Annotated in this window: 13 protein-coding genes and 1 tRNA gene; 5 read left to right on the top strand and 9 right to left on the bottom strand. The window is 60.4% G+C overall.

Features of this window, described 5'->3' with window-relative positions; all coding sequences use genetic code 11:
* The first annotated feature begins 69 nt into the window (after positions 1 to 69).
* From PQR62_RS19515 to PQR62_RS19505, 3 genes are all read left to right on the top strand, one after another.
* Complete coding sequence (locus PQR62_RS19515) at positions 70 to 2,598, top strand: TonB-dependent siderophore receptor (protein WP_408159669.1); 2,529 nt, start codon at positions 70 to 72, stop codon at positions 2,596 to 2,598.
* A 286-nt stretch (positions 2,599 to 2,884) separates the two neighbouring features.
* A complete protein-coding gene (locus PQR62_RS19510) occupies positions 2,885 to 5,047 on the top strand; it encodes a TonB-dependent siderophore receptor (RefSeq protein ID WP_408159668.1) in 2,163 nt (720 codons plus the stop codon).
* 25 nt (positions 5,048 to 5,072) lie between these two features.
* The gene (locus PQR62_RS19505) at positions 5,073 to 6,380 is read left to right on the top strand and encodes a PepSY-associated TM helix domain-containing protein (protein WP_408159667.1); all 1,308 of its coding nucleotides are present in this window, start codon (positions 5,073 to 5,075) and stop codon (positions 6,378 to 6,380) included.
* A 130-nt stretch (positions 6,381 to 6,510) separates the two neighbouring features.
* Here PQR62_RS19505 and ybeY read toward each other — a convergent pair whose 3' ends face one another.
* Genes ybeY through miaB form a run of 3 tightly spaced genes read right to left on the bottom strand, consistent with a single transcriptional unit; the run spans position 6,511 to position 9,480 of the window.
* Positions 6,511 to 6,978, bottom strand: a complete 468-nt coding sequence (gene ybeY, locus PQR62_RS19500) for an rRNA maturation RNase YbeY (RefSeq protein ID WP_408159666.1) — start codon at positions 6,976 to 6,978, stop codon at positions 6,511 to 6,513.
* Positions 6,953 to 8,122, bottom strand: a complete 1,170-nt coding sequence (locus PQR62_RS19495) for a PhoH family protein (RefSeq protein WP_408159665.1) — start codon at positions 8,120 to 8,122, stop codon at positions 6,953 to 6,955. Before PQR62_RS19495 ends, ybeY begins: the two co-directional genes overlap by 26 nt.
* 17 nt (positions 8,123 to 8,139) lie before the next feature.
* Positions 8,140 to 9,480: a tRNA (N6-isopentenyl adenosine(37)-C2)-methylthiotransferase MiaB gene (gene miaB, locus PQR62_RS19490; RefSeq protein ID WP_408159664.1), complete on the bottom strand. Its 1,341-nt coding sequence runs from the start codon at positions 9,478 to 9,480 to the stop codon at positions 8,140 to 8,142.
* Between the two features lie 74 nt (positions 9,481 to 9,554).
* On the opposite strand from miaB, the gene PQR62_RS19485 reads away from it, so the two are divergent.
* Positions 9,555 to 9,767: a hypothetical protein gene (locus PQR62_RS19485; RefSeq protein ID WP_408159663.1), complete on the top strand. Its 213-nt coding sequence runs from the start codon at positions 9,555 to 9,557 to the stop codon at positions 9,765 to 9,767.
* 177 nt (positions 9,768 to 9,944) lie between these two features.
* On the opposite strand, the gene PQR62_RS19480 is transcribed toward PQR62_RS19485, so the two are convergent.
* The 6 genes from PQR62_RS19480 to PQR62_RS19455 form a co-directional block, all read right to left on the bottom strand.
* The gene (locus tag PQR62_RS19480; protein WP_408159662.1) at positions 9,945 to 10,769 is read right to left on the bottom strand and encodes a glycosyltransferase family 25 protein; all 825 of its coding nucleotides are present in this window, start codon (positions 10,767 to 10,769) and stop codon (positions 9,945 to 9,947) included.
* Between the two features lie 550 nt (positions 10,770 to 11,319).
* Positions 11,320 to 11,396: transfer RNA gene (locus tag PQR62_RS19475), tRNA-Met, on the bottom strand.
* A 176-nt stretch (positions 11,397 to 11,572) separates the two neighbouring features.
* A complete protein-coding gene (gene miaA / locus PQR62_RS19470) occupies positions 11,573 to 12,526 on the bottom strand; it encodes a tRNA (adenosine(37)-N6)-dimethylallyltransferase MiaA (protein ID WP_408159661.1) in 954 nt (317 codons plus the stop codon).
* A gap of 1 nt (position 12,527) precedes the next feature.
* The gene (mutL, locus tag PQR62_RS19465) at positions 12,528 to 14,423 is read right to left on the bottom strand and encodes a DNA mismatch repair endonuclease MutL (protein WP_408159660.1); all 1,896 of its coding nucleotides are present in this window, start codon (positions 14,421 to 14,423) and stop codon (positions 12,528 to 12,530) included.
* Between the two features lie 145 nt (positions 14,424 to 14,568).
* Complete coding sequence (locus tag PQR62_RS19460; RefSeq protein ID WP_408159659.1) at positions 14,569 to 16,548, bottom strand: methyl-accepting chemotaxis protein; 1,980 nt, start codon at positions 16,546 to 16,548, stop codon at positions 14,569 to 14,571.
* A 332-nt stretch (positions 16,549 to 16,880) separates the two neighbouring features.
* Positions 16,881 to 19,901, bottom strand: a complete 3,021-nt coding sequence (locus PQR62_RS19455) for a sensor domain-containing protein (RefSeq protein ID WP_408159658.1) — start codon at positions 19,899 to 19,901, stop codon at positions 16,881 to 16,883.
* A 489-nt stretch (positions 19,902 to 20,390) separates the two neighbouring features.
* Between PQR62_RS19455 and PQR62_RS19450 the strand changes: the two genes are divergently transcribed.
* Positions 20,391 to 21,053: a VTT domain-containing protein gene (locus PQR62_RS19450; protein WP_408159657.1), complete on the top strand. Its 663-nt coding sequence runs from the start codon at positions 20,391 to 20,393 to the stop codon at positions 21,051 to 21,053.
* Positions 21,054 to 21,147: the final 94 nt, after the last annotated feature.

Genomic DNA, 21,147 nt, shown 5'->3' with positions numbered 1-21,147 from the left:
GCAAAAAGCCTGTCCGATTTTTCTCCTTCGTTACACATAGTGAGAGAAATTCATCAGGCGGGGAGATTCATGGTTCGGCAGGAAAGGGGGCGCGTCTTGTGGCGCGTGATTGCAAGGGCGATCGCAGCAGCCGCGATGGCGGCGCACGGCGTGCACGGGCTGAAACACTGGCTGCTGGCCTTGCTGCTGGCCGGCGCGCCAATGCTTGCGCATGCACAGAACCCTGTGCCGTTGCCCCCTCATCCGGCCGCGCTGATCAATTTCGATATTCCTGCCGGCCCGCTGTCCGATACCCTCAACCGCATTGCCCGCGAGAGCGCTCGCATCATTTCGGTGACGCCTGAGCTGGTGCGGCCCTATCGCGCTGCCGCGGTGCGCGGCCGCTTCGATGCAGAACAGGCGGTGCGCCTGGCTTTGAACGGTACGCCGCTGGCCTTGCTGGTGACCGCCAGCGGCAGTCTCAGTGTGCAGGCCTTGCGCCGTAGCGGCGCCGAGGACGGCGCTGCTGCTGCCGAGTTGCCGACGGTGATCGTACGCGATGTGCACGCACGCGAATTGCGTGAAGACAATGAGCAGCGTTCCGCAAGCTGGATCGAGGCCGGCCAGAAAGGGCCAGGTCGACTTATTGAATTGCCGCAAGCGGCAGCAGTCGTTACGCGCGCGCAGATGGATGAGCAGGGGGGCGCCACCTTGCAGGATGTCTTGCGCTACAGCGCCGGCCTGATCGGTACGCGCGGCGTCAACTTTACCGATGACTCATTCAACATGCGCGGTTTCGCCGCCGGGCTGGCGACCTCATCCAACACCCCGGTGTTTCGCGACGGCTTGCGCCATGCGCCGACGATGTATGCCTCTACGGTTGAGCCTTACGGTATAGAGCGGGTAGAAATCCTGCGGGGGCCGGCGGCGGTGTTGTATGGGCAGAGTTCGCCGGGCGGCATGATCAATCTGATCACCAAGCAGCCGCCGGCGGAAGCCTTGCACGAGGTCGAACTGCAAGCCGGCAGCGATCGTCATCGCCAGCTTGCGCTGGATCTGGGCGGGCCGATTGCGACGGCCGCCGACGCCGCATCGGCAGCCGCTCCTGAATGGCGTTTTCGCCTGACCGCACTGGCGCGCGAGGCCGACAGCGAGGTCGATTATGTCGGCAACGCGCGCCGCTACATTGCACCGGCACTGAGCTGGTCGCCGTCGGCTGCGACTTCGCTGGATTTGCAGGCCAGCTATCAGCGCAGCCACACGCGCTACAACTGGGGCTTGCCGGTCGCGGGTACCTTGCTCGCCAATCCGAACGGCGAATTGCCGGCCAATCGCTACACCGGCGAGCCCGGCTTCGATCGCTTCGACACTGAAGTTTCGTCGCTCGGCTATCTGTTGCGACATCGCCTGGATGAAGTCTGGAGCTGGCATCAGAACCTGCGCTATTACGACGGATCGATGCAATGGAATTCCGCCTACGGCACGGCATTGCAAGCCAATCAGCGCTTGCTGGATCGCTTCGCATTTGTACGCAACGACAGTTATCGGATGCTGACCGTGGACAATCGCATCCAGGCAGAATGGCGCAGCGGCGCCATGGAGCATGACCTGAGCATCGGCGTCGACTACGCCCGCACCGCCTGGGTCCGGCGCGAGAGTCGCGGCAGCATCGGCGCGCTGGATCTGTTTGATCCCGCATATGGCCTTGCGCTGGCCGCCAACATCAGGCCGGCACGCCAGATCGATTCGGTCGAGACGCAGACGGGGCTGTATGCGCAGCACCGCATTCGCTTCGATCAGCATTGGGTCTTGCTGCTGGGTGCACGTCGTGACTGGATCTCAAGCGACATCTTCAGCGTGCTCAATAATCAGCAGCGATATTTGTCCGATCAGGCTTTCACCACCCGGGCCGGCCTGCTGTATCGCACAGCAGCGGGTTATGCGCCATATCTGAATTTTTCCACTTCATTCGAACCCGAGTCCAGCAGTGTCGATTTCAACGGCAACAGTTTTCGGCCCACGCGTGCGCGACAGATCGAAGCCGGGCTCAAATACGAAGCGCCGGATGGCAAGGCCAACATGACGGCAGCCTTGTTTCACATCCTGCGTCGCAATGAATTGACCGACGATGCGCAGCACCCCGGCTACTCGCAACAGACCGGCGAGACCCGCTCGCGCGGCGCCGAACTGGAGGCGCAGCTGCAGCTGGATCGCCGCTGGCGCGCGCTGGCTTCCTACACCTATATGGATGCGTTGATCACGCGCAGCGAAAACGGTGATGCCGGACGCTCGCCGTCCGGCATTCCGCGTCATGCGCTGGCGCTGTGGCTGCAGTACCGCTTCGATGGCGAGCTTCAAGGCTTGCGTGCGGGCGCCGGTGCGCGTCGCGTGATCGGCACCAGCGGTTTTGTGAGCGGCACCACGCCGACGCCTGCACGTTTGCCGGCCTATACCGTGCTGGACGCCATGCTGTCCTATGACAGCGGCGACTGGCGCTTCGCACTCAATATCAACAACGTGCTGGACGCGCGCTATGTGCAGTCTTGTTATTACGCAGCCACCGGCTGTTATTACGGGCCGGGTCGCACCGTCCTGAGCAGCGTCACGAGGAGGTGGTAGACACGGCGCCGGAGCGGCTGAGCGCGACATAGCGTTTCCTCCTGACGCGTGTGCCCGCACGCCGTGGTGCGGCTGGCTGCTTTCTTGATTTTTTACAGACATGAAAGATGCGCTTGTATCTGCGCAGGGCGCAGCTTTGCCCAAAAAAACGGATTCGAGGCGGTGGCGGCTTCCCCTGAAGCCGCTACTGCTTTTTCAAGCAAGGCCATATTTTCAACTACCTTAGAGAGCTCCGATCATGAACAAACCTGGTTTTCAGACGCCGACACTCCGTCGCAGTCATCGCATGCAGCCCCGTCTGCTGAGCTGGTCGATCCGCTGCATGTTGCTGGCGATGGCCGGCAACGTCCATGCACAACAGGCGCAGCAGGGCGCCGAACAGTTGCCGACGGTGACCGTGAACGCAGCGCAGGAGGGCGAAACCGCGCGCGGCCCGGTCAACAGCTACGTGGCCAAGCGCAGCGCCACCGCGACCAAGACCGATGCGGCGCTGACGGAAACGCCGTCTTCGATTTCGGTGGTGACGCGGGAGCAGATGGAGGCGCAGCAAGTGCGCACCCTGGCCGATGCCTTCGGCTTCAGCCCTGGCGTGTACGCGCCATCGACGCCGTTCGCGACCACCGATTCCTGGATCGTGCTGCGCGGCTTTCCCATCGCCAACGGCGGCAGCGTGTATCGCGATGGTCTGCTCAATTCCAGCAACGCCAACTACAGCCGTTATTCGCCCGAACCTTACGGTCTGGAACGTGCTGAAGTATTGCGTGGCCCGGCGTCGGTGCTGTACGGTCAGAACCAGCCGGGCGGCGTGATGAATGTGGTCTCGAAAGCGCCTACCCTGACGCCGCTGCACGAGCTGGCGGTCGAGACCGGCAGCTTCAATCGCAAGCAGGTGCAAGGCGATTTCGGCGGCGCGCTGGATGAAAGCGGCGAATGGTCGTATCGCCTGACGGGCCTGTTCCGCAAGAGCGATACCCAGATCGATGACACCGTCGACAATCGCACGTTCTTCGCCCCGGCGATCACCTGGCGGCCATCCGCCCGCACCGAGCTGACGCTGCGTGCCGAATATCAGCGCACCGAAGGTCTCTCCAATAATTCCTTGCCGGTCTACGGCGTGGCAGCGGCCAATCCGAACGGTCAGATTGCACGCAATCGGGTGCTCGGTCTGAGCCGCGACAACGACGAGGTGTACGAAGCGACTTCATTCGGCTATCAGTTCTCGCATCAGCTCGATGAGGTCTGGACCTTCCGCCAGAATCTGCGTTATTCCAGCTTCAACGGCAATCGCAGCAATCTGCGCGTGCGCGCTTTCACGAACGCGCAACTGAACACGGTCTCGCTCAATAACTGGGTGTTGCATACCGATGCCGAAACGCTGGTGATGGACAATCAGGCGCAGGCCAAATTCAGTACCGGCGCGATAGCCCATACCGTGCTGGGAGGCCTGGACTTTCATCACACGGCCGCCAACCTCAGCGGCTACACCGGTCTGGCCAATCCGCTCACGCTGAATCTGTATAACCCGGTCTATACGCCACAGGCGGCGGTGGTCGATAACTACAACCGCCGCACCACCGATAATCAGTTGGGTCTGTATCTGCAGGATCAGCTCAAGCTCGGCGGCTGGACCTGGTTGCTGGGCGTGCGTCACGACCGCTCGCGTCAGAGCGTGGAAAACCGTCTGGCGGCCGCCGCCAATGCCACCACCAGCGCGAGTGCCAGTGCCAATACGGCCAACAGCGGACTGGTGTATTCATTCGCCAACGGCTTGTCGCCGTATGTCAGTTACTCCGAATCCTTCCTGCCGGTGTCCGGTTCGACCGCATCGGGCAGTCCGCTCAAGCCGGAGACCGCACGTCAATATGAAGCCGGCATCAAGTACGAGCCGAAGAACTTCAACGCGCTGATCACGCTGGCTGCATTCGATCTGCGCCGGCGCAATGTCACCACCACCGATCTGGCCAATCCGACCTTCTCGGTGCAGACCGGCGAAGTGCGGGCACGCGGCATCGAGCTGGAAGGCAAAACCTCGCTCAGTGGCGGCCTCAATCTGAGCGCCAGCTATACCTTCACCGACACCAGGATCCTGAGCGCCAACGACGCCACCTTCGGCAAGCAATTGCAAAGGGCGCCGCGCAACATGGCGTCGCTGTGGCTGGATTACACGATGCAGCAGGGCGCGCTGGCAGGTTTGTCGACGGCGCTCGGCGTGCGCTATGTCGGACCGACGTTCGCCGACAGCGCCAACACGCTGACCGTGCCGGGCTTCACGCTGCTGGATCTGGCGCTGCGCTACGACCTCGGCCGCGCCTGGTCATCGCTGCACAACATCGAGCTGGCGCTCAAGCTCAACAACATCACCGACAAGGTCTACGCGACTTGCGGCGATCTGGCCTGCGATTACGGCACGCGCCGCAACGCACTCGCCAAGCTGACCTATCGCTGGTGAGCAGGGCATGCGACCGAAGGCTGGAGTGTCGACATGGTCCGGGCGCCTGCCGCGGTTTTTTCTGCCGCGGCGGCAGGCCTATGTGCTGCTGCATCGCTGGACCGGACTGACGATCGCCTTGTTTTTGACGATCGCCAGTCTGACCGGTATCGCGCTGGCATTTGAAGATGAGCTGGAGTGCTGGCTGGCGCCGCAATTGCAATTGGCGGCGCCGGCCGATGGTGCTGCGGCGACTTTTCTCTCGCCCTATGAGTTGCAGACGCGGGTGCAGGCTGCACTCGGACCCGGCGTGCGGGTGGAGAGCCTGATGTTGCATCCGCGGCCGGGACGTTCCCTGATGTGGCGGGTGCAGGCCGCCGGCGACGCGCAGGGAAAACCCGTCCGCATCGGTTTCAATCAGGTCTTCGTCAACCCTTATGACGGCGCCATACTGGGCACGCGCGATAGTGAGGCGATCAGCCTGAGGCCGCAGCAATTGATGCCGTTTCTGTTCAAGCTGCATCACTCGCTGGCCTTGCCGGGAATCTGGGGCACGCTGCTGATGGGCGTGATCTCGGTGATCTGGACTCTGGACTGCTTCGTCGGCATCTATCTCACCTGGCCCTTGCAGCGCCCGTATCTGAACAGGTGGGGCAAGGCCTGGAAGATCAAGCTCGGCAGCAGCAACTATCGCTTCATTTTCGACCTGCACCGCGCCGGTGGTTTGTGGCTCTGGCTGATGCTGTTGTTGTTCGCCTGGTCCAGCGTGATGTTCAATCTGCGTCAGCAGGTCTATGAGCCGGTGATGTCGGCCATATTCAAATTCGACAACAGCTGGCGCGGCGCACCGCGTCTGCCGAAACCAATGGCCGCGCCGCCGCTGTCGTGGCCGCAGGCGCACGCGCTGGCCCGCGAACGGATGCAGACTTATGCGCAGGCGCAGGGTTTTGTTATCGACTTTGAAGAGCTGCTGGCCTTCGATGGCCGCCGTGGTCTGTATGCCTATCTGGTGCACAGCAATCTCGACCTGCGCAAGGACACCGGCAATACCGGCATCCTGATCGATGCCCGCAGCGGCGAGCTGCGCGGCCACTGGCTGCCGACAGGCGACGTCGGCGGCAATACCTTCAGCAACTGGATAGGCGCGCTGCACATGGGACATGTGTTCGGCTTGCCTTATCGCATTTTTATTTCGCTGGTGGGGTTGATGGTGGCAGTGCTGTCGGTCAGCGGCGTTTATATCTGGTGGAAGAAGCGCAAGGGCAGGGCCGGGACGACCAGCAACCCGGAGAAGATCGGCAAGTCCGAAAAGCGCGCAATACCGAAGCCGGCGCCGCAGGATTCGGGCATCTGAATCCGGCGTGACGGCCGGCGATGCACGGCATGAAGCATGAAGCCCCGCAAGCATGATCCCTGCGGGGCTTCAGCAGTTTTGCATGAGAGAGACGCGGCCGACCGATGGTCTCAGCCGCAGATCTCACCGATCACTGTTCCTTGTAAGGATCGGCAAAGCCCAGTCCCGCCAGCAGCTCGGTTTCTATCTGCTCCATTTCTTCGGCGTCGCTTTCGTCTTCGTGATCGTAGCCCTGTGCGTGCAGCACGCCGTGGATCACCAGATGCGCGGCATGCTCCAGCAGGGTTTTCTTTTGTTCTTCCGCTTCGCGTTGCAGCACGTCGGTGCAAAAGATGATGTCGGCCTGCGTGACTTCGGCCTCTTCATCTTCGGTGTAGGCGAAGGTCAGCACATTGGTCGCGTAGTCCTTGCCGCGATAGTCGCGGTTCAGCGTGCGCCCCTCTTCTGCATCGACGAAGCGCAGCGTCAGTTCGGCCGGTGCAAACAGGGCAGCCTGAATCCAGCGCCGCAGCAGTGGGCGGGTGACGATGTCTTTCAGGCGCGGGTCGGGATACTGGACGGACAGCGTCAGTTTAATTTTCGGAGCTTTTTCTGGCATTTCTTGGCTTGGCAGATTTGGTGAGCTGGTTCACCGCCTGGCGTGCAACAACGCGGGCGCTGTTGCTGTGAGGGGTAGGCGAGGACGCCTCGTAGGCATCGACGATGCGCGCCACCAGCGGATGGCGCACCACGTCGCTGCTGGTGAAGCGCGACACGGCAATGCCGCGCACATTTTGCAGCACGTTCAGTGCATCCACCAGGCCGCTCTTCTGACCGTGATGCAGGTCGATCTGCGTGGCGTCGCCGGTGACGACGGCCTTGCTGCCGAAACCGATGCGCGTGAGGAACATCTTCATCTGTTCCGGCGTGGTGTTTTGCGCTTCATCCAGAATGATGAAGGCGTGATTCAGCGTGCGGCCGCGCATGTAGGCCAGCGGCGCGATTTCGATGGCCTGCTTTTCGAACAGCTTTTGCGTGCGGTCGAAACCGAGCAGATCGTACAGCGCGTCGTACAGCGGACGCAGATACGGATCGACCTTCTGCGCCAGATCGCCCGGCAGAAAACCCAGGCGTTCGCCGGCTTCCACTGCCGGGCGGGTCAGGACGATGCGCTGCACGGCATCGCGTTCCAGCGCATCGACCGCGCAGGCGACCGCCAGATAGGTCTTGCCAGTGCCGGCCGGGCCGACGCCGAAGGTAATGTCATGTTCCAGAATGGCGTTCAGATACTGGCTCTGATGCGGCGTGCGTCCGCGCAGATCGTGCTTGCGGGTTTTCAGCACCGGGCTGTCGAGCGCGCCCAGCTCGTCGTCTGCGGCCGCTTCGGCGGTGCTGTTCTTGCCCTCTTGTGCATCGACATCTTTGTCGGCCGGCGTGGCCTTTTTGCCGCGCCGGGGCAAGGGCGGCAGTCCGGCTTCGTCATCAGCGGCGGCATGCGCACGCTGCTCCACCAGCGCCAGCTGAATATCGTCCACCGCCACTGCGCGATCCGCCACTTCGTAGAAGCGCTCCAGCACTTCGACCGCGCGTTGTGCATTGGTGCCGGTGGCGATGAACTTTTCGCCACGTCGGAAAATCGTCACATCCAGCGCGGCGGAAATCTGCCGCAGGTTTTCATCCAGCGGGCCGCACAGATTCGCCAGACGACGATTGTCCAGCGGCTGCGGGATGAAGTAATGAGGCTGACTAGGAATTTTTTTCAAGGGGGCGTGATCCGGAATTATTGTTTGACGACGACCTCGCCGCGCAGCGAGTACGGGAAAGCTTGCACTATCGATACATCGACCATCTGGCCGATCAGGCGCGCGCTGTTCGGACCGCCGTCGAAATTGACGACGCGGTTGTTTTCCGTGCGGCCTTGCAGTTCGTTCGGATCTTTCTTGGACGGGCCTTCCACCAGAATGCGCTGGATGCTGCCAAGCATGCCCAGGCTGATCTTGGTGGCGTTTTCCTGTACCACGGCCTGCAGATGCTGCAGGCGCTTGAGTTTGACTTCATACGGCGTGTCGTCGCTCAGATTGGCGGCCGGGGTGCCGGGCCGCGGGCTGAACACGAAGCTGAAGCTGGTGTCGTAGCCGATGTCGGTGATCAGTTTCATCAGCGCATCGAAGTCTTCCTGAATCTCGCCCGGGAAGCCGACGATGAAGTCGCTCGACACCGCGATATTGGGGCGCACCTGACGCAGGCGCCGGATCACCGATTTGTATTCCAGCACCGAATAGCCGCGCTTCATGGCGGCGAGTATGCGGTCCGAGCCATGCTGCGCCGGCAGATACAGGTGATCGACCAGTTTCGGCACCTTGGCGTAAGTGTCGATCAGGCGCTGCGTGAATTCTTTCGGATGGCTGGTGACGAAGCGGATGCGCTCGATGCCGGGGATGTCGGCGATGTATTCGATCAGCAGCGCGAAGTCGGCGATTTCGCCATCGGCCATCTGACCACGAAACGCGTTCACGTTCTGACCCAGCAACGTGATCTCCTTCACGCCCTGTTCGGCCAGACCGGCGACTTCGGTCAGCACATCTTCAAAGCGGCGCGAGACTTCTTCGCCGCGGGTGTAGGGCACCACGCAATAGCTGCAATACTTGCTGCAGCCTTCCATGATCGACACATACGCGGTGGCGCCTTCCACCCGCGCCGGCGGCATGTGATCGAACTTCTCGATTTCCGGGAAGCTGATGTCGACCTGCGGACGGCCGCTGTAGCGGCGCTCGCTGATCATCTGCGGCAAGCGATGCAGGGTTTGCGGGCCGAACACCATATCGACGTAAGGCGCGCGCTTGACGATGGCTTCACCTTCCTGCGAGGCCACACAGCCGCCGACGCCGATCAGCAGATCGGGATTGCTCTTCTTCAGCTCGCGCAGGCGGCCGAGATCGGAAAACACTTTCTCCTGCGCCTTCTCGCGCACCGAGCAGGTGTTGAGCAGAATGATGTCGGCATCCTCCGGCCGATCGGTCTTGATCAGCCCGTCGGATGCGTTCAACACGTCTGCCATCTTGTCCGAGTCGTACTCGTTCATCTGGCAGCCGAAGGTTTTGATGAATACTTTCTTCTGCATGGTCATTCAGTCGCGCTGCTGCGCTGCTTCAATTGGGTGCTGGTTTGGATCATTGCCTAATCGGGCCGGTCTCGATGCGCAAGAAGACTTGCCGGAGCCGGGTCGAAATTTATGCAAGCGGAATTGCCGGTGGGACGCGGCTGGAAGGCAGCGGTGAAACGCTGCAGGACGATCAGTACAACGGCCGTCCGAGCGGCTGCCCAAGCGCGGGATTATATCATCGGGGCGGCCAGGCGGCGGGATGGCGGGTGTTGCAAAAAAAGACCCTGATCCTTAGATTCGGCTGAGGGCGGCAGGTTTGAATTTGCATGACCAAGGGCTCGCGTGGGAAGTGTCGCGGCAATTCTGGCTGCAACAGCTGATAGCAGTATTTGCTTGGGTTTGCCTTGACAAGATGCCATCTGGCATCTTGCTTCGATTGATCCCCGCATGCTTGCGGGCTGAATTGATAGGTAAGAGCGGATTTATCGCTTCAATATGCGTCTGCGCCAGGCATCAACATGACTGCTGAGGCTGTCTCGTCCCATGTAGAACTCACGTTTTAATTTCTGTGAGAGCGTACGTTTGGCTCGGGCGCGGCCGATCGTGGTGCCTAACAGGTCGTTGCGGTGTATCAGGGTCCCGGGCGAGAGGGAAATCATCTTGATGCGATGTTCCCAGCTGCGGTTCAGCAAGTCGTCAACCGGGTAAAGGATGCGCTTGGCGTATTCGAGCAAAGTCACGGCGGCTGAGCGATGAATCAGATAGCCCTGAGTGCCGAACGGCTGTTTTCTGTGATCTTTCAGTATGCTGCCGTCAGGCAGCGTGCCGACCACCCAGGAGCCGTCACCGCCGAAGTCGCACAGGCGCATGACGCCAAAGGCCAGCGGTGCCTGCATGGCGGCAGCAAGTCGGTCGGCGAAGTTGTCCGCCAGTTCTACGTCATCTTCCAGCACGCACCAGATATCGTCATCTGATGCGGCCAGTTGTTCCCAGATTCTGTAATGGCTGTCATAGCAACCGACTTCCGACAGATTCATGTGATTGCCATGCATGCTGAGACGCGCGCGCGCATCATAAGCGGGAGGGTATTCCTTCAGTCGTTCTGCATCGAAGAAGCGAAACGGAATGCTGCTTTTATCGAGTTGCTCCGAGATGTAGTCGCGGCGGTCCTGGCTTTCAATCAGAGAAATCACTACGAGAGGCGGCAAAGAGGGTTTCGTCATTTTTGGTGAAGAAAAAACAATAGAGTTGTTCGCTGACCATGTTGGCGAAGAGTCAGGGCGCGTGTTTTCGGTAGCTGTCGGCAAGACCTGAGATTGTCTTTGGGCAGCGGCTTCCCCGGTTTTTGTTCGCTCGTCTCGGTGTGGGAAGCGCTTCGACCGATGGCAAATTGAAATGGTCGGCCTGAGCGGATGTTTTAATCGGCAGGGGTTACGCCATCATTCTGTATTGCGAATGGAGCGCTACACGACACAAAAATTCGCATGTCATGCGATGAAATCATCACATGAATGTTAAAAGCTTCGAAATATGGATCAAGCCTTACTATTCGCCAATCAATATGTCGAAGCCATTCTTGTTCGTGTTCGACGTTGACGCGTATACGACAATTAAGCCGGCATGGCTTTCTATTCCCCATTGCCTGGCTCGTATACCAGCCGGCAAGCCTTCTGATCTGATCATTTTTTTCACCCCGGATTTTATGAATTTTTGAGTATTGCTTTTATTCATAAAAGTATGGATGTAAAGAAAGCGAATGTAAACGGGTGTGAGAAAGCGGCGGGCAACAAAAAACCCGCACAAGCACTTGGCTGTATGCGGGTTTCTAAGCTTCCTGATGCTGCTGAAGCGTGTCTTTGGTGGTGATAGGTGGACTTGAACCACCGACCCCAGCATTATGAGTGCTGTGCTCTAACCAACTGAGCTATATCACCAAAAGCAAGCCCGCAACTATACGATCGAGCCACGCGGCTGTCAAGATAATTCTGTATGCGGACGATGCTGATGCGTAAATGCGGTATCGCTTGCCTCGGGTATTTTCAAATCGGCAAGCCGGGCGGCATTGTGATGCCGTGTTTCTCAATCTCCCCCCATTCTGGCTTGCAGCGCCTTAGCCGCCTGTTTTGGCAGCCTGAGTCGCCAGTACTTTGGAGAGCACCTGCTGCGTTGCATCCGGGGCATTGCAGTCGATCACGATGCGGTCCGGCATCGAGCGCAGCCAGGTGAGCTGGCGTTTGGCCAGTTGTCGGGTGGCAATGATGCCTTTTTCGCGCATCGTCGCGTATTCGATTTCTCCGTCCAGATATTCCCAGGCCTGGCGGTAGCCGACGCAGCGTATGGAGGGCAGACCGGGGTGCAGGTCGCCGCGTGCGCGCAGTTTGCGTACCTCATTGAGCAGAGCATCGTCTTTGAGCATGAGGTCGAAGCGGAGGGCGATGCGTTCGTGCAGCACGGCACGGTCGGAGGGTTCCAGCGCCAGTGGCAAGAGATCGAACGGCAGTTCTTCTGCAGTTTTCTGCGACAGCAGGGCCGACATCGGGCCGCCGGTCAGCAGGCTGATTTCCAGCGCGCGCTGGATGCGTTGGCTATCGTTGGGTTTGAGGCGGGCCGCCGTGACCGGATCCAGTTCTGCCAGTCTGGCGTGCATGGCCGGCATGCCGATGCGGGCGGCTTCTTCATCCAGCTGCGCGCGCAGCCCAGGATCGGCTTGCGGCAGTTCGTCCAGCCCGTCGCGCAGCACCTTGAAATACAGCATGGTGCCGCCGACCAATAGCGGCAGTTTGCCGCGCGCGATGATCTCCAGGCTCAGGCGTAGCGCGTCGGTGCGAAACTGCATGGCCGAGTAAGCATCCAGCGGATCGAGGATGTCGATCAGATGATGCGGCACGCTGGCCAGTTCTTCTAAGCTGGGTTTGGCGGTGCCGATGTCCATGCCGCGATAGATCAGGGCCGAATCGACCGAGATGATTTCGCAGGGAAGGTGCCGGGCGATTTCCAGCGCCGCCGCCGTCTTGCCGGACGCGGTCGGCCCCATGATGGCAACCGCCAGTGGTGCAGCCTTCATCTTATTGGCCGCGCAGGAAAAGTTTGTCCAGGTCCGACAGCGCCAGCTGGCTCCAGGTCGGCCGTCCGTGATTGCACTGGTCGGCGCGTTCGGTGGCTTCCATCTGGCGCAGCAGCGCGTTCATTTCGGGCGGGGTGAGCGCACGGTTGGCGCGCACGGCAGTGTGGCAGGCCAGGGTGCCGAGCATTTCGTTGCGGCGTTCGACCAGCACCCGGGATCCGCCGTATTCGCGTACATCACGCAATACATCGCGCGCCAGCGACTGGGCGTCGGCGTTTTTCAGCAGCGCCGGCACTGCACGCACCGCCAGCGTGGTGGGCGACATCACGGCGATATCGAAGCCGAGCGCGCTCAATGTTTCCTGATGTTCTTCAGCGGTGCCGACTTCCACCGCATCGGCGTAAAACGTGACCGGAATCAGCAGCGGCTGCACGAACATCTCATTACCGTCCAGCGCGGTTTTCAACTGTTCGTAAAGAATGCGTTCATGCGCGGCGTGCATATCGACCACCACCAGGCCCTTGCTGTTTTGCGCCAGCACGTAGATACCGTGCAATTGCGCCAGCGCGAAGCCGAGCGGGAAATCATCGGCCGGCAGCGATTGCCCGGCGCCGCCGACGGTGAAGGCCGGACGCGGCTCATTGATCTGCATGGACGGTATCGGATTGCCGCCCGCGCTGGCGCCGGAAAACAGCGCGCCGTAGGCACCGGTGTCTTGCGCAACACCACCGCCGTAGCCACCACCACCGCCGTAGCCGCCTGCGGGGGAGGGATAAGCACGCGGCATTTCAGTCGAGAACTGCCCGGAGAATGAAGCTTGCTGTTGTTCGCGCATCCACGGCAGCGGGCCGTTGCCGGCGGCTTGCGGCGCCGGCGCGGCGCCGAAGGAGGTGGCTGAAGTCTGCGCCAGTGCGCGGCTGACGGCGTGGAACACGAACTGGTGCACGCTGCGGCTGTCGCGGAAGCGCACCTCAATTTTGGATGGATGCACGTTGACGTCGACCAGCGCCGGATCCAGTTCCAGCGACAGCGCGTACGACGGATAACGATCGCCATGCAACACATCCTGATAGGCCGCGCGCACCGCGTGCACCAATAGTTTGTCGCGTACGAAGCGGCCATTCACATAAAAATACTGGCCATCCGCGCGCGCCTTGGAGGCGGTCGGCAGGCCGACGAAGCCGTGCAGCTTGAGCGCGCCGGCGCTTTCTTCCAGCATCAGGCGCGCATTGGCGAATTCGTCGCCCAGGATGTGCGCGCTGCGCTTGGCGAATTCGCCGATGTTCCAGTGATCGACGGTCTTGCCGTTGTGGCTCAGCGAAAACGACACATCGGGACGCGCCAGCGCAATGCGGCGTACCACCTCGGCGCAATGGCCGTATTCGGTCTGTTCAGATTTGAGAAACTTGCGGCGCGCCGGCGTGTTGAAGTACAGATCCTGCACATCGATGGTGGTGCCCTGGGCGCCGGAAGCGGGCGCCACTGTGGCGTGCTGCGAGCCGACGATTTCCCAGGCGTGCGGCGCATCGGCGGTGCGCGTGGTGACGGTCAGTTGCGAGACCGAGGCGATCGAGGCCAGCGCTTCACCGCGAAAACCCAGGGTGTTGACGTTTTCCAGATCGGTGAGCGAAGCAATCTTGGAGGTGGCGTGACGCGCCAGCGCCAGCGGCAACTGATCGGGCGGAATGCCGCGGCCGTTGTCGGTGATGGCGATACGTTTGACGCCGCCTTGTTCCAGGCGCACGGTGATCTGCGTCGAGCCGGCATCCAGCGCGTTTTCCAGCAATTCCTTGACCACGGCGGAGGGGCGTTCAATCACCTCGCCGGCCGCGATCTGGGAGATCAACTGGTCGGGCAGGGCCTGGATGGGGCGAAAGGGGGCGTGCGGTGCATTCATGCCGCGATTATACCGTTCCGTCGGCGGCATTTTCGGCGCAAGGCGCTGAAGGCAGATCGGGGAAGCTGCACCTCAAATACTGCACCGGCCGCCTGTCCGTTCAAGGAGGGCCGCCGGTAAACTGCTAGCAGAGAGCGCCAATGACTTAGTGCAGTTTGAAGGCAGCGACCACCGCAGTCAGCTTTTCAGCCTGTGAGCGCAGCGATTGCGCAGCGGCGGCAGCTTCTTCCACCAGCGCGGCATTTTGCTGAGTGTGCTCATCCATTTGCGCCACAGTCTGGTTGACTTCCTCGATGCCGCTGCTCTGGGCGTGGCTGGCGTCGCTGATTTCGGTCATGACGTCGGTCACGCGCTGCACGCTTTGCACCACGTCGGTCATGGTGGCGCCGGCTTGTTGCACCAACTGGCTGCCCGTGCTGACGCGTTGTGCCGAATCGTCAATCAGTTCCTTGATTTCCTTGGCGGCGGCGGCGCTGCGCTGCGCGAGTGCCCGCACTTCCGACGCCACCACTGCAAAACCGCGACCCTGCTCGCCGGCGCGTGCCGCTTCCACCGCCGCATTGAGCGCCAGGATATTGGTCTGGAAGGCGATGCCGTCGATCACGCTGATGATGTCGGTGATCTTTTGCGAAGAGTTGCTGATCGCGTCCATGGTATTCACCACTTGCGCCACTACGCCGCCCGCCTGTTCGGCCACCGAAGAGGCCGATGCCGCCAGTTGATTGGCGCGTTGCGCGCTGCCGGCATTCTGCTTCACGGTCGAGGTCAATTGATCCATCGACGATGCGGTGTGGTTCAGCGAGCTGGCCTGCTGTTCGGTACGCGTCGACAGATCCATATTGCCCTGCGCGATTTCAGACGCGGCATGGGTGATCTGGTCGGTGCCGACACGTACGCTGGAAACCACCGTCGCCAGTCCTTCGCTGATGCCGTTGACGGCGCGCATCAACTGGCCCAGTTCATCTTCACGCGTCACCGCAATACGGGTGGTGAGGTCGCCGCCTGCCAGGCTGTTGGCAGCGGTCTTCACTTGATCCAGCGGACGCGTCACCATGCTGCGCACCAGTAGTGTCTGCAATACCGCCAGCAGCGCCAGGAACACCACGCCGAAGATGATGTATTGATTGCGCAGGGCGCGCATCTCCTGCGTCACTTCAGCGGTGAAGGTTTCGCCGACCACGACCCAGTTCCAGTTGGGATAGCGGCTATAGGCCACGATCTTTTCGCCACCGCCGGACGTCGGGCGATAGCGCAATATACCTTCCGTGCCGCTCATCATTTCCTTGATATAAGCCTTGCCGTCGGCGTCCTGCATGCCGGACAGATTGTCGCCTTCCTTCTTGCCGTCGATGTCGCTACCTGCCAGCAGCACGCCCTGATCCTTGCCGTCCTTGCCGTTCAGCGCATAGAAGAAACCGGTCGGGCCGATGCGCAGCGCCTTGATCTTGTCCTTCAGCGCCTTGATGTCCGGCGAGATATCCACGCCGACATACAGCGCACCGATGATCTGGCCGCCGTCATCCTTGATCGGCACATACTTGGTCATGTACTGCTTGCCGAACAGCATCGCCGTGCCGCTGTATGCCTTGTCCGATTTCAATGCCGCATAACCGGGGTGGGCGCGGTCGAGCAAGGTGCCGATGGCGCGGTCGCCGTTTTCTTTCTTGAGCGAGGTCGAGATGCGCACGAAGTCGTCGCCGGTCTTGGCGAAGATGGTCGCGGTCACGCCGGTCTCGGCGGTGAAGCGGTCCGGCACGCTGAAATTCATGTTGAGATCAGTGCCTTCATCCTGCAGCACCGGCGTGGCCTGATCGCCGATCTGCACGGTGCGCGCTGCGTCCAGCTTGAACTTGCCCTTGAACTCCTGACCGAACATGCCGGAGAAACGGTCCACCTGGCTGGTCACGGTGCGGTCGAACATCTCGACCATGTTGACCACGCTGCGGGTTTCATCGGCAATCTGCGTGACCGAGCGCTGCTCCAGCAAGCGCGACGTCGAATAACTGATCAGCAAGATCGCTGCAGTGAAAACGATGCCAACCAGCGCCACCGTCAAGGTGGTCAGTTTGGTGCCGACGGGCCAGTGTCGGAAATTGAAGCGCGAGCCTGAGGAGGAAGTGTTCATGTGCAGATTTTTCTTGTTCGGAGGTTGGAAATCGAACAGCATGCGTCGGCTGTACATGATGGCTACGCACACGTGGACAGCTGTTCAAATTTCGAGGGAGGTCCGGAGTATATCCATCGACCCTTACTCGCGATTTGAATATTGCATAAATTACTACGTGATTATCGATAACCTGTTGTTTTTGTGCAGATTATTTTTAAAATGTATATAAAAAAAGACAACGATTTATGGCCGGTGAGAAATTTTGCTTGCATGGCGTCGCAGGGTTGTGACAGCAAATTGTCAGGCGGAAATTTGAGCGATATCTCGGCGTCAATTTGCATGCGATACCACTACAGATCGAGTGAAATCGATTCCGTATTGAAGTTGCCGATCCAGATCTCCAACTGAGCCGCCGGCATCGGCCGCGCAAAATAATAGCCTTGAGCGATGGCGCAACCTTGCTGGCGCAACAGTTCATATTGCGCCAGATCTTCCACGCCTTCCGCCACCACGGTCAGGCTCAGGCTTTCGCCGATGCGGATGACGGCATTGGTGAGTGCGCTGACGGTGGCGTCGGTCGCCATGTCCTTGACGAAGCTCTGATCCAGCTTCAGTTCCTGCACCGGCAGATTGCGCAGATAGCCCAGGCTGGAGTAGCCGGTGCCGAAGTCATCCATTGCCAGCGCGATGCCCATGTCGTGGATTTCGCAGATGGTGCGGTTGGTGCTGGGATTGGTATCCATCAGCACGGTCTCGGTGATTTCCAGCGTCAGATCGCAAGGCATCAACTGGTATTGCTGCAGCAGATGCGCGATGAACTGCGGGATCTCCAGATCGTGGAAATTGGTGGAGGAGAGGTTGACCGAGACCGATGGCACCTCGATGCCGCGGCGACGCCAGTCGCTCAATTGCGCACAGGCCTCGGTCAGCGCCCATTTGCCGAGTTCGCCGATCAGGCCGCATTCTTCGGCGATGGGAATGAAGCGGCCCGGGGAGACATTGCCCAGTTGCGGGTGATGCCAGCGCGCCAGCGCTTCCACGCCATGCACGCGATTTTTCTCGATATGAATCTGCGGCTGATAATGCAGCGCGAAATCGCCGCCGCGCAAGGCGTCGCGCAGCGCGCTTTCCAGCGCCATGCGCTCCTGCGCCTGGGCATTCATTTCATCGCTGAAGAAACTGAAGCGGCCACGATTTTTTGCCTTGGCCTGATACATCGCCAGATCGGCGCGATGCAGCAGGATTTCCATGTCTTCGCCATTGGCCGGAAACAGGCTCACGCCGATGCTGGCCGAAGGCATGACGGCGGTCCCGTCAATGTGGCAGGGCTGCGAAATCTGATCCTGAATCCGCTTCACCACCTCGGCCACGCGCTGCAGGTCGCACTGTGCCAGCACCATCACGAATTCGTCGCCCGACAGCCGGCCGACGATATCCGAACGCCGCGCGTCGACCTGCAGACGGGTGGCAATGGTGCGCAATAGTTCGTCGCCGGCCTGATGCCCGAGCGAGTCGTTGATCTGCTTGAAGCGGTCAAGGTCGATGAACAGCACCGCCAGCGGCGTCTGGTGGCGCGCGGCCGTGGCGATGGCCTGATTGGCCTTCACCAGCAGCAGGCTGCGATTGGGCAGGCCGGTCAGTGCGTCGTAGAAGGCCAGCTGATGGATGCGCGAACGCGCTTCTTCGCGTTCCAGCGCCAGCGCGCACAAGCCGATGCTGGCGTCCACCAGCAGATGATGAATCGGGTTGGGGCCGCGCGACTCACGGTAATAGAAGGCGAAGGTACCGATGACACGGCCATCGGCCGACTTGATCGGGGTTGACCAGCAGGCGCGCAAGCCCAGCGGCAAGGCCAGATGCTTGTAATCGGCCCAGCGTGGATCGGTTTCGATGTCAATCGCTTCGACCGCTTCGCCCAGGAAGGCGGCGCTGCCGCACGATCCCTTGTCGGCGCCGATATGCAGCAGACTCAGGGCCAGGTTGTATTCGGGCGGCAGGCTGGGAGCCGCCAAGGTATGCAAGCCGCCGCTTGCATCAATGCTGAGGATGGAGGCGATCACTTCCGGCGCAATATGTTCGACCTCTTCGCACAGCAGTCTCATCTGCTCTTCCAGCGAGGCTTCGTGCACCATCGCATTGAGCACCTTGTACTGCAGCACCTCATGCATCTTGGTGTTGGTGATGTTGGTCATCACGCAGACCGCATTGATCAGCGTGCCGCTGGCATCCAGAATCGGATTGACCACCGCCGACATCCACAGCGGCTGATCATTCAGATCGTGGATCAGTTCCTCGGCATGGAAGCTGCGGCCGGCGGTCAGTTCGCCGTAGCATTCTTCGATGAAATTGATGATCGCCGGCTGGTCGGCGAACAGTTCGCGCGGATGTCTGCCGATCACTTCGCTGGCGCTGTAGCCGAGGATGCGGGTGAAGCCGCTGTTGTGAAATACGATGCGGTTGGCCTGATCTGTGATGAAGACCGCGTTGTCGGTTTCGTTGATGCCCAGCGACAGCAGATGCAGGTGTTCTCTATCCTTCTGTTCGCGGGTGACGCGATAGCTGACGTCGGCGCCGATGCAGATGATCTTGAGCGGCTTGCCGGCCGCATCCAGCACCGGCGAGTAAGTCGCTTCCCACCAGATCGTGCGGCCGTTGCGCGAGCAGCGCTTGAAGCGCCCGGAGAAGAAGCGCCCGCTGCAGACGTCGCGCCAGAATGCCTGGTACTCGGGACCGGCGGCGTATTCCTTGTCGCACAGGATGCTGTGCGGTTGGCCGATCAATTCATCGGCCAGATATTCCATGGTCTTCAGATAATTGCCGTTGGCCGACATGATGAGACCGTCGGCCGACAGTTCGACCACGCCCAGTGAGCGGTTGAGTGCGCTCAGGACACTGTTGGATTCCTTGGAGTCGTCGATGTGGGTGGTGATGTCGGTGGCGATCGACACCACTTTCTGCAGCCGGCCTTCGGCATCCATGACCGGATTGCAGCTGGCTTCCAGCCATAGCTCGGAGCCGTCGGCGCGCATGCGCTGCAAGGGGCCGGACAAGGTCTCGCCCTGATGCAGACGGCGCCAGAAATCTTCGTAGGCCGGCGATTGGGTGTAGACAGGGTCGCACAGCATGCGGTGATGCTGGCCCACCAGTTCGCTGCGCGCATAGCCCAGCAGTTGGAGAAAGTTGTCGTTGGCGTCGAGCAGGGTACCGTCGGGTGCGATTTCCAGCATCGCCATTGAGCGCGAAAGCGCGGTCAGCACGCCATCTTTTTCGGCGGCGGTGAGACGGCTCCACAAATGATCGTTCAATTGCGTCCCTGAATGATCTTGCGGAAGATTCAAGTGCTCACTAAAAAACGGCTCGCGCTCTTGCATAGCTGGATTCCCCCCGTCATGCCCGGTACCGTCTTTGCGATGTCGCTCCGGCTGCTGGCACCGCTGCAAAGAGGCCCACCCGGTTTCATCATATGACGATTTTTCAGATGCCGCACATCATTTTGGCGATGCGCTGGTCGGCCTTCGCGCTCTTGCTTCCTGCTTCAGCAATTGCCGACGCGCTGCTCCCATTTCCTTGCGCGTGCATCATTCATATTGTTTTCATTCATGCAATATTTCTCCGTCGCCGCTGCATTCATCGTGCCGCCCTCTGTTATCGGTCGCCGCGGCCGTATTCTGAAGAGCCCGGCGCAATAATCTGTCTCACTTGTATGACAAATGCTGCAGCTAGCGCGCTGCAGCAAATTTCCGCGCGGTCGGGCGCGTGGGCGGGACGGGTCATGGTGTATGATCTTTGGCTGGACCATCCGGGGGCGTTTTTACGCATGGGGCAGATGGCCGGTACAAGCATTTTGAAGAATTGGGTTTATGGATTATCTGCAGTTTCTGGACGTGATCCTGCACGTCGACAAATACCTCGGGTTCTTGATTCAGCAGTACGGCCCCATGATTTATATGGTGCTCTTCCTGATTGTCTTCTGTGAAACTGGTCTGGTGGTGCTGCCTTTTCTGCCGGGCGACTCGCTGCTGTTCATTGCGGGCACCTTCTGCGCCACCGGCGCCATGAACATCTGGGTGCTGATGTTCCTGCTGGTGGTCGCCGCCATCGGCGGCAATACGCTCAATTACTGGATAGGCATGCTGGTCGGGCATCGCGTCTACACGCACAATTACCGCTGGCTCAATCCTGACGCGCTGCGCAAGACCCACGCTTTCTATGAAAAGCATGGCGGCAAGACTATCGTGATCGCGCGTTTCACCCCCATCGTGCGCACTTTCGCACCCTTCATCGCCGGCGTTTCGGCCATGAGCTTCGTCAAGTTCCAGTTCTTCAACGTGATCGGCGCGCTGCTGTGGGTGGTGGGGCTGGTGGTGCTGGGATATCTGTTCGGCAACATTCCCATGGTGCAGGAAAACCTGAACACCTTGGTGCTGGTCGGCATCGTGGCCGCCATCGTGCCCATCATTCTCGGCGCCGGCTGGCAGCTTTATCGCAAGCTGACCGGCAAGCGCAGATTGAAGCAACCCTGAGCTGGCGCGGCAGATGCCCTGGCTTCAACGCTGATACCTGATAAAAAGAAACCCGGCATGCGCAGGCATGGCCGGGTTTCTTTTTGTACTGCCG

It is taken from the genome of Herbaspirillum lusitanum, assembly GCF_046025995.1.
GTDB classification, from domain to species: domain Bacteria; phylum Pseudomonadota; class Gammaproteobacteria; order Burkholderiales; family Burkholderiaceae_D; genus Herbaspirillum; species Herbaspirillum lusitanum_A.
This window is presented reverse-complemented; position numbering and strand designations above follow the sequence as displayed.

What these genes read in the sequence shown, in the direction of transcription:
- PQR62_RS19515 (WP_408159669.1), top strand. Translation starts at nt 70, where the DNA reads ATGGTTCGGCAGGAAAGGGGGCGCGTCTTGTGGCGCGTGATTGCAAGG.
- miaA (WP_408159661.1), bottom strand. Translation starts at nt 12,526, where the DNA reads ATGAAGGCTGCACCACTGGCGGTTGCCATCATGGGGCCGACCGCGTCC.
- PQR62_RS19450 (WP_408159657.1), top strand. Translation starts at nt 20,391, where the DNA reads ATGGATTATCTGCAGTTTCTGGACGTGATCCTGCACGTCGACAAATAC.
- PQR62_RS19485 (WP_408159663.1), top strand. Translation starts at nt 9,555, where the DNA reads ATGCGCAAGAAGACTTGCCGGAGCCGGGTCGAAATTTATGCAAGCGGA.
- PQR62_RS19455 (WP_408159658.1), bottom strand. Translation starts at nt 19,901, where the DNA reads ATGCAAGAGCGCGAGCCGTTTTTTAGTGAGCACTTGAATCTTCCGCAA.
- mutL (WP_408159660.1), bottom strand. Translation starts at nt 14,423, where the DNA reads ATGAATGCACCGCACGCCCCCTTTCGCCCCATCCAGGCCCTGCCCGAC.
- PQR62_RS19510 (WP_408159668.1), top strand. Translation starts at nt 2,885, where the DNA reads ATGCAGCCCCGTCTGCTGAGCTGGTCGATCCGCTGCATGTTGCTGGCG.
- ybeY (WP_408159666.1), bottom strand. Translation starts at nt 6,978, where the DNA reads ATGCCAGAAAAAGCTCCGAAAATTAAACTGACGCTGTCCGTCCAGTAT.
- miaB (WP_408159664.1), bottom strand. Translation starts at nt 9,480, where the DNA reads ATGCAGAAGAAAGTATTCATCAAAACCTTCGGCTGCCAGATGAACGAG.
- PQR62_RS19460 (WP_408159659.1), bottom strand. Translation starts at nt 16,548, where the DNA reads ATGAACACTTCCTCCTCAGGCTCGCGCTTCAATTTCCGACACTGGCCC.